The organism is Streptomyces sp. JJ38, assembly GCF_019303475.1.
In the GTDB taxonomy this organism is placed as follows: Bacteria; Actinomycetota; Actinomycetes; order Streptomycetales; family Streptomycetaceae; genus Streptomyces.
This window is the reverse complement of sequence record NZ_JABLSI010000006.1, coordinates 26,367-38,803: the sequence shown is the minus strand read 5'-3', so window position 1 is coordinate 38,803 and position 12,437 is coordinate 26,367. Positions and strand designations below refer to the sequence as shown.

Below are 12,437 nucleotides of genomic sequence, written 5' to 3'. Positions count from 1 at the left end.
GGGGCGGGGCGCGACGGCGGGCGAGGCGGCGGCGGGGCTACGGCGGCGTCGGGAGCGGCGGAACCTGACCCGGCGCGAGGGTAGGATCGCCGCCCTGGACCGGGCCGGAGGCGGGACGAGAGTGAGGGCGGCGTGAGCGCACGCTTCGAGGAGATCGACTGGCGTCCCACGCCGAAGGGCGACATCAGCCTGCGGCGCCGCCGCGATCCGGTGACGGGGCAGGACGTCCACGAGGTCAAGCTCGGCGACGAGTTTCTGATGTCGAGCCTGTTCACCGTGGGGGAGGAGGAGTTGGCGCGGCTCGGTCTCTCGCCGTTGCGGGGTCCGGGGGTGGAGCTGGACGTCGTGGTCGGCGGTCTGGGGCTGGGCTACACGGCGCGCACGGTGCTGCGGGACGACCGGGTGCGCTCCCTCCTGGTCGTGGAGGCCCTGGGCGAGGTGATCGCGTGGCACGAACGCGGTCTGGTGCCGCTGGGCGAGGAGCTGGCCGCCGATCCCCGCTGCCGCTTCGTGCACGGGGACTTCTTCGCCATGACCGAGACCGAGGGCTTCGACCCCGAGCGGCCGGACCGCCGCTTCGACGCCGTGCTCCTCGACGTCGACCATGCGCCGGACCAGGTGTTGCACCCCAGCCACGCGCCCTTCTACGAGCCCGCGGGGCTCCGGGCCCTGGCGGCCCGGCTGCGCCCCGGCGGCGTCTTCGCCCTCTGGTCCGATGACCCGCCCAGTGAGGACTTCGGCGCGGTCCTCGCCGAGGTGTTCGCGGAGTGGGCGGCCCACGTCGTCACCTTCGACAACCCGCTGCGGGGCGGCACGTCGTCCAACACCGTCTACGTCGCCCGCACGCCGGCCCACTGACCCGCCGCGGGCCCGCGCCGGTGCGGTGCGGGCCCAGGAGCCCCGGACGCCGCCGCTTGCCGACCGACCCTGACGAGAGGGTAGCTTTGTGGCCGGGGGTGTCCCGGGCGCGAACGCGCGGCTCCGGGTTTCCGGCTCGACGGCGACAGGTGGCGAGATTGCGCACGTACTGGACGGAGGCCGCGCGGTGAGCGCGGCGGCCCCGGTCGCCGCGGAGGCGGGCAGGCGGCGGACGTTCGCGGTGATCAGCCACCCGGACGCGGGCAAGTCGACGCTGACGGAGGCGCTGGCCCTGCACGCCCGGGCGATCACCTCGGCCGGGGCCGTACACGGCAAGGGCAGCCGACGCGGGGTCGCCTCGGACTGGATGGAGATGGAGCAGGCCCGCGGCATCTCGGTGACATCGGCGGTGCTGCAGTTCGCGCACCGGGGGCAGGTGCTCAACCTGCTGGACACCCCGGGGCACGCCGACTTCTCCGAGGACACCTACCGCGTCCTGGCGGCGGTGGACTGCGCGGTGATGCTGATCGACGCGGCCAAGGGCCTGGAAGAGCAGACGCGGAAGCTGTTCGCCGTCTGCCGGCACCGGGGCATCCCCGTCATCACCTTCGTCAACAAGTGGGACCGGCCCGGGCGCGAGGCGCTGGAGTTGCTCGACGAGATCGAGCGGGAGTTCCGGCTGAAGCCGACGCCGGTGACGTGGCCGGTCGGCATCGCCGGACATCTGCGCGGTCTGGTGGACGTGCGCGAGCCGGAGGCCATGCTGCGCTACACCCGCGCGCCCGGCGGCGCGAAGGCCGCCGTCGAGGACCTGCTTCCGGCCGACCGCGCCGCGCGGGAGGAGGGCGAGGACTGGGAGCAGGCGGCCGAGGAACGGCAACTGCTCCTGGCCGACGGGGCCGTGCACGACCAGGAGGCGTTTCTGGCGGGGCGCAGCACGCCGGTCTTCTTCGGGGCCGCGCTGTCGAACATCGGCGTCCGGCTGCTCCTGGACGCGATCGTGGACCTCGCACCGCCGCCCGGTGAACGGCGGTTGGAGGGTGGCGGCAGTCGTCCGGTGACGGAGGAGTTCGCCGGGCTCGTGTTCAAGGTGCAGGCCAACATGGACCGCGCCCACCGGGACCGCGTCGCCTTCGTGCGCGTGTGCTCCGGCGTCTTCGAGCGCGGCATGACGGTCACCCGGGCCGCCTCCGGGAAGCCGTTCGCCACCAAGTACGCGCACAGCGTCTTCGGCCAGGACCGCTCCGCCGTCGAGACGGCCTACCCCGGGGACGTCGTCGGGCTGGTCAACGCCTCCGCCCTGCGGGTGGGGGACACCCTCTACGCGGGCAGGCCCGCCGTCTTCCCGGGCATGCCCACCTTCGCGCCCGAGCACTTCGCCGTGGCCCGCCCGGCCGACATCAGCCGCTCCAAGCAGTTCCGGCGCGGCATCGCGCAGTTGGACGAGGAGGGCGTGGTGCAGGTGCTCGTCTCCGAGCCGCGCGGCGAGCAGGCGCCGGTGCTGGCGGCCGTCGGCCCGATGCAGTTCGACGTCGTCACCCACCGGATGGCCGGGGAGTTCGGCGCCCCGGTGCGGCTGGAGCCCCTCCCGTACCGGCTGGCCCGGGCCACCGACGCCCTCGGCGCCGAACAGCTCAACCGCTCCCGCCTGGTGAAGGGCGAGGCCATGACCCGCCTGCGGGACAAGGACGTGCTCGCCCTCTTCCCCGACCTGTGGCAGGCCAACTCCTTCGTGCGGGAGTTCCCCGACGCCCGCCTCGAACCCCTCGTCGCCGCCCACGACTGAGCCCGGTCAGGGACGGGCCGTGCGGGCCCGTCCCGTCCTGTGCCGGGCTCTGCCGCGCCGGGGTGCGGGCGGATCAGACCGGGTGGTGGTCGGCCCCGTCGAGCTGGTGGCGCAGGGTGCGGGCGAAGTCCTCGGCGGCCAGCAGCTGGGAGCGCAGCTTCTCACAGCGCGCCTGGGCCACCTCGTGGTAGCTCTCGACCCGCTCCCGGAGCCGTTCCAGCTCGGCTCCCGGCGGCGCCTCGGCCGCGTTGAGGGCGTCGGTGGCGGCCAGCAGCTCGCGCATCTCCTCCAGGGAGAAGTCCAGCGGCTTCATCCGCCGCACGACCATCAGCCGTTCGACGTCGGCCTCGTTGTAGAGGCGGAAGCCGCCCTTGCTGCGGGCGGAGGGCGTCACGAGGCCCACCTCCTCGTAGTGGCGGATGGTGCGCAGTGACAGGTCGGTCCGCTCGGCCACCTCACCGATCTGCATCTGCCGCTCCGCCATGGTCTGCCGCTCTCCCTTGACCTCGTGCCGGCGCCTTCCGCCGGGCGAACGAACCACCTCCAGGTGACATGAATCACAAGGTGAGTGGGTCTGTTTACCTGGGATTCACAGCTCCCGGAATGCTCTCTGCCCTTACGTCAGGGTAGAGTCTTGACGTGGCTCCTACCGCTGTACATCGGCGGTCGCGGCCGCCGTCGCCGTTGACGCGGCCCTGACCGGGGCGCCGCGGCGCCCACAGACTTCCGGGCAATGATGCCCGATCGGCCCCCGCGGCCGCCCGGCACGGTCCTCACCGAAGGGGACCGGCCCCGCCGAAGCACGATGCGCGCGCAACCGTTCCTGCGCGCCCCGAGCCAGAAACGGTCGCATGTCCTCGACGCTGCCCGCAGCCCGCAAGCCGCGCCTGTCCCGCCCGGATTTCCTGGCATCCCCGAAGGTGCTGCGCACCGAGGTGCTGGCCGGCCTCGTCGTCGCTCTCGCGCTCATCCCCGAGGCGATCTCCTTCTCGATCATCGCCGGGGTCGACCCGGCCGTCGGTCTGTTCGCCTCCTTCACGATGGCCGTCGTCATCTCGGTCGTGGGCGGGCGCAAGGCGATGATCTCCGCGGCTACCGGGGCGGTGGCCCTGGTCATCGCCCCACTCAACCAGGAGCACGGGCTCGGCTACCTCGTCGGTGCCGTCATCCTCGGCGGCGTCTTCCAGGTCGTCCTCGGCGCCGTCGGCGTGGCCAAGCTGATGCGGTTCGTGCCGCGTTCGGTCATGGTCGGCTTCGTCAACGCCCTGGCCATCCTGATCTTCCTCGCCCAGGTGCCCGAGCTCCAGGACGTGCCGTTCGCCGTCTACCCGCTCGTCCTCGGCGGCCTGGCGCTCATCGTGCTCTTCCCCAGGCTCACCAAGGCCGTTCCCGCCCCGCTCGTCTCGATCGCCATCCTCACCCTCATCACCGTCGGAGCCGGGATCGCCGTCCCGACCGTCGGCGACAAGGGCGAGCTGCCGTCCTCCCTGCCGGTGCCGGGCCTGCCGGACATGCCGTTCACGCTGGAGGCGCTCGGGATCATCGCGCCCTACGCCTTCGCCCTGGCGCTCGTGGGGCTGATGGAGTCGCTGATGACGGCCAAGCTGGTCGACGACATCACCGACACGCACTCCAACAAGACCCGCGAGTCCATCGGCCAGGGCGTCGCCAACATCGTCACCGGCTTCTTCGGCGGCATGGGCGGCTGCGCCATGATCGGCCAGACCATGATCAACGTGAAGGTCTCCGGCGCCCGCACCCGACTGTCCACGTTCCTGGCCGGGGCCTTCCTCCTCGTGCTCATCATCGTGACCGGCCCCGTCGTGTCCGACATGCCGATGGCCGCGCTCGTCGCCGTGATGGTCTTCGTGTCCTTCGCCACCTTCGACTGGCACTCCATCCGGCCCAAGACGCTGAGGCGGATGCCGGTCAGCGAGACCGTCGTCATGGCCGTCACCGTGACCGTCGTCGTCATCACCCACAACCTGGCCATCGGCGTGATCGTCGGCGTCATCACCGCGATGGTCGCCTTCGCCCGCCGGGTCGCCCACCTCGCCGAGGTCTCCGGTGTCGTCGACCCGGACGGCAAGCAGGCCGTCTACGCCGTCACCGGCGAGCTGTTCTTCGCCTCGTCCAACGACCTCGTCTACCAGTTCGACTACGCGAACGACCCGGACGACGTCGTCATCGACCTCTCCGACGCGCACATCTGGGACGCCTCCTCCGTCGCGGCCCTCGACGCCATCGAGACCAAGTACGCGGCACGCGGCAAGAAGGTCACCATCGTCGGGCTCAACCGCCCCAGCGCGGAGATGCACGACAAGCTCGCCGGGGAGCTCACCGGGGCCCACTGACCGGGTTTCTCCCCCGCCTCTCCCGACGCATGGCGCACCCTGTGGCGCCGGATGGTGCCACAGGGTGCCATCCGGTGCCATTTCGCGTCTCTCGGGAGTGTGTGGGTGTGCGTGGTGCCATGGTGGCGCGGGTGAGTGCTCCTGTGTTTTCGCAGGTCAGAATGGTTCCGTCGAAGGTTGCCCGGTAGCTGGTGTCCTTCGGGCTTGCAGATGGTGTCAATGTGGTGCCATTATGGCGTCATGGATCTCACTCCTTACGTCGACGCCCTTCGCCGGGAACTCGCGGTGGCCGCCGAAGCCGGCGGGGATGACGCCCGTGAACTGGCCGAGCGGCTCACAGTCCCCCTTGAGTCGGCGACCCGGCTGGCCATGCTCAACGTGCTCTCCGCCGCGATGGACGAGATCACCCGCGAGCTCGCCCCCGGCTCGGTCGACGTGCGGCTGCGCGGGCTCGACCCCGACTTCGTGGTGACGGCACCGCCCTCCGGTGCCGGGGACGGCGACGGCCACCCGGCGCCGTCCGCGCCTGTCGAGCCGCTCAGGGCCCCCGCCCCGGCCGAGGGGGACGAGGGTGGCACCGCCCGCGTCAACCTGCGTCTGCCCGCCCACCTCAAGGCCCGGGCCGAGGAGGCCGCCGGCCGCGAGGGGCTGTCGGTCAACGCCTGGCTGGTGCGGGCGGTGTCGGCCGCCGTCGAGGGGGGCGCCCTGCCGCGTGCGACGCAGAGGGTCCAGACCGTCGGGCAGCGCTTCACCGGCTGGGTCCGCTGACCGCGCCCGTCCGCGCTCCGTCTCCCGGCACCACGTCACCGCGCCACGCGACCGCGCCACGTCACCGCACCACTTCGGCTCACCACCCCAACCCGCCGCGTCAGACCCGCCGCGTCAACCCGCCGCGTCAGACCCGCCGAGTCAAACCCACTGCACGTCCCACCAGCGGGGACGTTCCGAAGACCCAAGAGGACGGGACAGCCATGCCTTCTTTCGACACCCCCGAACCGATCACGGCCGCGGCGCGCGTGGAGGCCGGATCCATCCGGTTCACCGCCGGCGACCGCCGCGACACCGTCGTCGACGTGCGACCCCGCGACCCGGAGAAGGACCAGGACCGGCGGGCGGCCGACCAGACCGACGTCGCCTACGCGGGTGGCGTGCTGACCGTCAGGACGCCGAAGTCCGGCCTGTTCAGCCGCACCGGCACGGTCGACGTGACGGTCGGACTGCCCGCGGGCTCAAGCGTCGACATGACCGGCGCCTGGACCCAGGTGCTCGGTGAGGGCCGACTCGGCGAGGTCCGCGTCAAGACCTCGTCCGGCGACGTCCGCCTCGACACCACCGGCCCGCTCAGGCTGACCGCGTCGCACGGCTCGGTCACCGTGGACCGCGTCGAGGGAGCGGCCGAGGTCACCACCAGCTCCGGCAGCCTGCGCGTCGGGCTCGTCGACGGCACCGCGGTCCTGAAGAACTCGCACGGCACCACGACCGTCGGCGCCGCGACGGGCGAGCTGCGGGTGAGTGGCGCCAACGGCGACATCGAGATCCGGCGCGCCGAGGACTCGGTCACAGCCACCACCGCGCACGGCACGCTGCGGGTGGGCGAGGTAGCCCGCGGCACGGTCCAGTTGGAGACGGCGTACGGCGCCATCGAGGTCGGCGTCCGGGAGGGCGCGGCGGCCTGGCTCGACGTCAGCTCGGGCTCGGGCCAGGTGCGTAACGCGCTCACCGCGTCCGAGGCTCCCGAGAAGACTGAGGACACGGTCACGGTCCGCGCCCGCACCCGCTACGGCAACATCGACATCCGCCGCGCCGGGGCCTGAGCGCCGCGGACCCCCCGGAGCTCCACCCTCCTGCCCCCGCCCCTCACTCCCGTCCACGTCAGCCTTCTCACGGAGGGCCCTATGAGGTCAGCTGTCATGTCCACGTCTACTGGAGAGGGTGGTCGTCCGGTGCCCGCCGCCGTCTCCACCGCCGATCTGCGCAAGTCCTACGGGGACAGGACCGTCCTCGACGGCATCGACCTGCGCATCCCGGCCGGCTCGGTCTTCGCGCTGCTGGGGCCGAACGGCGCCGGCAAGACCACCACCGTGCGGATCCTGTCCACCCTCGTCGCCGCCGACGGTGGACAGGCCCAGGTCGCGGGCCACGACGTCGCCACGTCACCGGACCGGGTGCGCGCCGCGATCGGGGTCACGGGGCAGTTCGCCGCCCTCGACGACCTGCTCACCGCCGAGGAGAACCTGCTCCTCATGGCCGACCTGCTCCGCCTCGGCAAGCGTGAAGGGCACTCCCGCACTCGGCAGTTGCTGGAGCGGTTCGACATCGCGGACGTCGCGCACAAACGGGCCGCGACGTTCTCCGGCGGCATGCGGCGTCGGCTCGACATCGCCATGACCCTGGTCGGCGACCCCCAGGTGATCTTCCTGGACGAGCCGACGACGGGGCTCGACCCGCGCAGCCGGCGCACCCTGTGGGACACGGTGCGCTCGCTCGTAGCGGGCGGCACCACCGTCTTCCTCACCACCCAGTACCTGGAGGAGGCCGACCAGTTGGCCGACCGGATCGCCGTGCTCGACGGCGGCCGGATCGTCGCCGAGGGCACCGCCGACGAGCTGAAGGCGCGCATCCCCGGCAGCCACGTACGGCTGCGGTTCACGCACACCACCGAGTACGAGCGCGCGGCCGCCGCCTTCCCCGGAGCGGGCCGCGACGAGGAGAACCTCGCCCTGCGTATGGCCGGCGACGGCGGCCTCGACGCCCTGCGGGCGCTGCTCGACCGGCTCGACGCCGCCGGAATCCGGGCCGCCGACCTCTCCGTGCACACCCCCGACCTGGACGACGTGTTCCTCGCCCTGACCGGCGACGGCACCGGCACCACCTCGCCCCACGTCAAGGAGACCCCGCGATGAGCACGTTCACGCTCACCCACGCCGTACACGACTCGACGACGATGCTGCGGCGCAACCTCAGGCACGCCATCCGCTACCCGGCCGTGGGACTCGCCAGCGCCATGACGCCGATCCTGATGCTGCTCCTGTTCGTGTACGCCTTCGGCGACTCGATCGGAAGCTCGCTCGGCGCCGGGACGGGCGGCGGCGGCCGGGACGCCTACCTGGAGTACCTGACCCCCGGCATCATCGTCATGGGCGTGGCCGCGGGCGCCATGTCGACGTCGATCGCGGTCTGCTCCGACATGACCGAGGGCATCATCAACCGCTTCCGCACCATGAACATCACGCGGTCGTCGTTCATGACGGGCCACGTGGTCGGCAGCGTCATCCAGACGATGCTGTGCCTCGTCCTGGTCGTGGCGGTCGCGCTCGCCGTCGGTTTCCGGCCGGACGCGAGCCCGCTGGAGTGGCTGGCCGCGGCCGGTCTTCTCGGGGCCATCGCGTTCGCGGTGACCTGGCTGTCGGCGGCGCTCGGGCTGGTCTCCAAGACCGTCGAGTCCGCGAGCAACAAGCCCCTGCTGGTCCAGTTCCTGCCCTTCCTGGGCTCCGCGTTCGTGCCGGCCGACTCGATGGCACCGGGCCTGCGCTGGTTCGCCGGGCACCAGCCCTTCACGCCGATGACCGAGACCCTGCGCGGCCTGCTCACCGGCTCGGAGATCGGCGCCAACGGCTGGATCTCGCTCGCCTGGTGCGCCGGAATCGGCCTGGTGGGCTACGTCTGGTCCCGCTCGCTGTTCAACAGCACCACCATGTGCTGAGCGCCCCTCGACCTCCGGCCGGGGCGACAGCCGTGGACCCCGGCACCGATGCCGGGGTCCACCTCGTGCCCGCGCGGCGTCACGCGCAGCAGGCGCAGACGGTCCGACAGGCGCGGGCCCCGGCCTCCGGCCGGTACGAGGCGGGGGCCGGGGCCGTGCAGCAGCCCTCGCCCCGCCAGGCGTCGCGGCCTTCCCTGACGGCGATGGCGGCGATGACGAGCGCGGCGATCGGGTCGGCCCAGGCCCAGCCGAGCGTCGCGTTGAGGAGCAGGCCGACCAGCAGCACGGCGGACAGGTACGTGCACAGCAGGGTCTGCTGGGAGTCGGCGACGGCGCTGGCGGAGCCGAGCTCGCGCCCCGCGCGGCGCTGCGCGGCGGACAGGAACGGCATGACGGCGAGGGAGAGGGCGGCGAGCACGATGCCGGGGACCGACCGTTCCGCTTCCCCGGTGCCGACGAGCGCGCGGACGGCATCGAGGGCGACGTACGCGGCGAGCGCGAAGAACGAGAGCGCGATGATCCGCAGCGTCCGCTGCTCCCGGGCCTCGCGCGCGGCGTGGTCGGGCGCGGAGAACTGCCAGGCGACCGCGGTGGCCGAGGAGACCTCGATGACCGAGTCCAGTCCGAAGCCGATCAGCGCGGTGGAGGAGGCGATCGTGCCGACGGTGATGGCGACGACCGCCTCGACGACGTTGTAGGCGATCGTGACGGCGACGAGCAGCCGTATCCGGCGGGTGAGCGTTTCCCGGCGGGCCGGTGAGGGGCCGTGGGGCAGCGACAGCCCGGCGGCCATCAGCAGCAGCCCTGCTCGTCCGCGTCCCGGCAGGTGCGGTCGGCGGCGACGGCCACGACGGCGGTGCGCACGTCGTCCAGGGCGTGGCCGAGGCGCTCGTCGGCGAGCTCGTAGCGGGTGCGGCGGCCGTCGGGGACGGCGACGACCATGCCGCAGTCGCGCAGGCACGCCAGGTGGTTGGACAGCCGGGTGCGGGAGACGCCGAGCGCGTCGGCGAGGTCGGCCGGGTAGGCGGGGGCGTCGCGGAGGGTGAGCAGGATGCGGCAGCGGATCGGGTCGGCCAGCGCGCGGCCGAACCGGGTCAGGGCGTCGAGCCCGGTGGCGAGGGTCAGCATGGGAGAACGATACATGTTTTCGTGAATCCACGGAATCATGAACTATTGGCCTCCGCTGTCTCCCCGCAGGACGTCAGGGGGCGGGCTGGTAGCCGGAGCCTGCGGCGAGCGCGGTGACCTCCGTGCCCGTATCGGTCCGGCAGAGCAGGAGCACGCTCTCGTGGACAGGGTCGACCAGTAGATCCCGGGTGCCGTCGCACGCGCCACGGGCCAGGTCGGTCCGGCCCGTGTGCGTGACGGTGTGCGTGTAGGTGTACTCGCGCGTGGCGGACTGCTCGTACTCGAAGGTCACCACGGTTCCCGGCGCGGTGACGCCGATGGCGCGTTCGGTTCTGGCACCCGTGCGGAGAAAGGCCACGTCCGCCAGGGCCTCGCCGTCCGGCGCCGCGTACCGCAGGCGTTCGCCGTCCGGGTCGCTCTTGGACCGGCCGAACATGGCACGCAGCTCTCCGTCTTCGAGGTACAGCACATCCGGCCCCCAGAGCGCGTTGTGCGGGAACAGGACCTCGGCGCCAGCCGGGAGCGCGATGCCGGGATCGGCAGGTTGCCCGGTGCCCGACCCGTTCACGACCAGCTTGATCAACTGCCGTCCCGGCGCCCGCTTGTTCTCCTCGCCCTCCGGTCGGCCGGTGTCCTTCCGGCACTCCCCGACGAGCCAGGCGTCGTTCTCGTTCCACAGGGCGCTGAAGATGGGCAGCTCGTACTCCTCATGGGGCGCGCCCTCGCAGCCCAGGGAGGGCACAGCCCTGTGGACGAGCGGGAGGGGGCTGCCTCCCTCGGGGAGCTGGGAGGGCTGTTCGAGCTGGAACACCCGCGGCTCGGTGCAGCCGTACTGGAGGAGGTAGGGCCACCGCTGCCTCGGCGAGTAGTCCACCAGGTAATCGCACTCCGAGGGGAGCAACCGCGGGGAGCGGGCGCTGCGGCCGGCGAGACCGGCGTCCGAACGGTAGACGGCCGCGAGCCCGGTCTGCCCGCTGAGATAGGCCACCTCGTTCAGCGCGCCAGCCCAGAGCACCCGGCTGTGGCTGCTCCCGAGGCTCAGCAGCCGCGGAGCCTCCCTGCCCGGGAGCCTCCGCGGGGCCTCGGCGACGTCGGAGGCGGTGGGGCCCGTCGCGGGGATCAGCCGCCACGGCATGTAGGACGTGGAGCGCCACTCGCGCCGGGGAACATGCCTGTCGCCGGTCGGGAGCGTGGTCATGCCCTGGACTTCGCCCGTGACGGAGTCGAGTGAGACGACGACGTCCGGATCGACGACGACCAGTACGTCGCATCGCTCACTGACGCCGACCTGCCCCAGCCGGAGATCGCCCTCGGCGTGCACGGTGTACCGCCAGCGTTCGCTTCCGTCGGCGGCGTCCAGGCCGATGACCGCGTCACCGCCGGGCACTTCCTGGACGGTGACCAGGGTGCTCTGGACCGGCCAGTCGGGGATCTCCCCGGCCGCCTTCTCCTTTCGCGCCAGTTCCCGCGCCAGTTCCCTGTCCGGGCACACGCTCAACTCGGCCGGTCCCGGCAGGCTCTCCTGCCAGGCCACCTTGCCCACCTCGATCGCGTCCGGCGCGGGGAACGCGTAACTGCCGACGTCCAGCTTTGCGGTGAACCGTTCCACGTCTGCCGACAGTGGCTCGGAGGTGGCGCTGAACGGTGGTTCCTCCTCCTCGGCGGTGGCCTCCCGGATGCCGCCCGCGCCGAGCCCTGCCGCCGCGCCGAGCAGCCCGCCGACGAGGGCACCCACCAGCGCGAACACCGTGAGCGCACGGGCTCGTCGCCGGAGCGGTTCCGGTGCGCGCGCGTGGCCGAGCCAGGGACGGCGGCGCCGGACCAGCGGCAGGCAGAACACCATCGCGAGGCCGCAGGCCAGTGCCGCCGCGAGTGGGGCCGCCGGGCGAGCGTCGTCCCCGGAGCCGGACGCCGTGAAGAAAGCCAGGGTGCCCAGCCCCGAGGCGGACGCCAGGGGGAGCAGCGCCCAGGCGGCGCTTCGACGGGTGCCGACGCCCAGGGTCAGCAGCAGGCCGGCGCCCAGCGCCGGTGCGGCGACCCACCAGGGAGTGCCGCCCACGTCCTCGACCAGTGAATCCGGCCATGGCGGGAACGCCGCGACGAGCAACAGCGCGAGGGCGCAGCCGAGCGCCGCGGGCGACCACCAGCCCGCCGGGCGGGGAGCGTCCCCCGCCGCGTCGGATGATCCGGCGGCTTTGGGGCTCTCCGGCTCTCCCAGGCCCTCGGGGCCCTCCAGGCCCTCGGGGCCGACCGGGCCCCCGGGCATCGCGCTTCCGTTCAACGATCTCTCCCCCCGCGCCTGTTCCGGTTCCGTCACCCTACTGTCGGGCGTGCGACGGGCACCGGTCCGTGGGACGGGGGCGACGCGGCGCGCGCGGCCGGCTCCGCGGCCACAGCGCCGCCGCATGACCGGCCCACCGCACTGTGGTTGTCGTAGAAACCCACGAAATGCGGCGCTCAGGCCGCGCCAGGTTCATGTTTTCAACGCCTGGCCGAATCAAGGCTGTTGGCGATCTACTCCTCAAAGAAGACAAACCGAGGAACGGGAAGAGTCTTGCCCGAGAAGCCGCCCGGCCGTCAGACCGAGACCTTCTGGCCCGACCTCGGC

General features: G+C 72.5%; 11 protein-coding genes. 7 read left to right on the top strand and 4 right to left on the bottom strand.

Going from position 1 to position 12,437, the window contains the following annotated elements; genetic code table 11:
- Nucleotides 1–132: 132 nt before the first annotated feature.
- Nucleotides 133–858, top strand: a complete 726-nt coding sequence (locus tag HPT28_RS04475; protein ID WP_219089453.1) for a spermidine synthase — start codon at nucleotides 133–135, stop codon at nucleotides 856–858.
- Between the two features lie 187 nt (nucleotides 859–1,045).
- The gene (locus HPT28_RS04470) at nucleotides 1,046–2,644 is read left to right on the top strand and encodes a peptide chain release factor 3 (protein WP_219089451.1); all 1,599 of its coding nucleotides are present in this window, start codon (nucleotides 1,046–1,048) and stop codon (nucleotides 2,642–2,644) included.
- A 73-nt stretch (nucleotides 2,645–2,717) separates the two neighbouring features.
- Here HPT28_RS04470 and HPT28_RS04465 read toward each other — a convergent pair whose 3' ends face one another.
- Nucleotides 2,718–3,128: a MerR family transcriptional regulator gene (locus tag HPT28_RS04465; protein WP_219089449.1), complete on the bottom strand. Its 411-nt coding sequence runs from the start codon at nucleotides 3,126–3,128 to the stop codon at nucleotides 2,718–2,720.
- Nucleotides 3,129–3,495: 367 nt separating this feature from the next.
- Here HPT28_RS04465 and HPT28_RS04460 point away from each other — a divergent pair, with 367 nt between their 5' ends.
- The 5 genes from HPT28_RS04460 (at nucleotide 3,496) to HPT28_RS04440 (ending at nucleotide 8,701) form a co-directional block, all read left to right on the top strand.
- Nucleotides 3,496–4,998 carry a SulP family inorganic anion transporter gene (locus HPT28_RS04460; protein WP_219089447.1) on the top strand — a complete coding sequence of 501 codons (1,503 nt, stop codon included), beginning with the start codon at nucleotides 3,496–3,498 and terminating at the stop codon, nucleotides 4,996–4,998.
- Between the two features lie 240 nt (nucleotides 4,999–5,238).
- Nucleotides 5,239–5,766, top strand: coding sequence for a hypothetical protein (locus HPT28_RS04455; protein WP_219089445.1), 528 nt, complete (start codon nucleotides 5,239–5,241; stop codon nucleotides 5,764–5,766).
- A 203-nt stretch (nucleotides 5,767–5,969) separates the two neighbouring features.
- Entirely contained in the window at nucleotides 5,970–6,812 is an 843-nt protein-coding gene (locus HPT28_RS04450; protein WP_219089444.1) for a DUF4097 family beta strand repeat-containing protein, read from the top strand.
- A gap of 96 nt (nucleotides 6,813–6,908) precedes the next feature.
- Nucleotides 6,909–7,901, top strand: a complete 993-nt coding sequence (locus HPT28_RS04445; RefSeq protein WP_374226918.1) for an ATP-binding cassette domain-containing protein — start codon at nucleotides 6,909–6,911, stop codon at nucleotides 7,899–7,901.
- Nucleotides 7,898–8,701: an ABC transporter permease gene (locus HPT28_RS04440; protein WP_219089440.1), complete on the top strand. Its 804-nt coding sequence runs from the start codon at nucleotides 7,898–7,900 to the stop codon at nucleotides 8,699–8,701. The genes HPT28_RS04445 and HPT28_RS04440 overlap by 4 nt, the downstream gene beginning before the upstream one ends.
- A 79-nt stretch (nucleotides 8,702–8,780) precedes the next feature.
- Here HPT28_RS04440 and HPT28_RS04435 read toward each other — a convergent pair whose 3' ends face one another.
- The 3 genes from HPT28_RS04435 to HPT28_RS04425 all read right to left on the bottom strand — a co-directional run bounded on the left by HPT28_RS04435 (nucleotide 8,781) and on the right by HPT28_RS04425 (nucleotide 12,095).
- Complete coding sequence (locus tag HPT28_RS04435; protein ID WP_219089438.1) at nucleotides 8,781–9,494, bottom strand: cation transporter; 714 nt, start codon at nucleotides 9,492–9,494, stop codon at nucleotides 8,781–8,783.
- Complete coding sequence (locus HPT28_RS04430; protein WP_219089437.1) at nucleotides 9,494–9,829, bottom strand: helix-turn-helix transcriptional regulator; 336 nt, start codon at nucleotides 9,827–9,829, stop codon at nucleotides 9,494–9,496. The genes HPT28_RS04435 and HPT28_RS04430 overlap by 1 nt, the downstream gene beginning before the upstream one ends.
- Before the next feature lie 73 nt (nucleotides 9,830–9,902).
- Nucleotides 9,903–12,095: a hypothetical protein gene (locus HPT28_RS04425; protein ID WP_219089435.1), complete on the bottom strand. Its 2,193-nt coding sequence runs from the start codon at nucleotides 12,093–12,095 to the stop codon at nucleotides 9,903–9,905.
- Nucleotides 12,096–12,437: the final 342 nt, after the last annotated feature.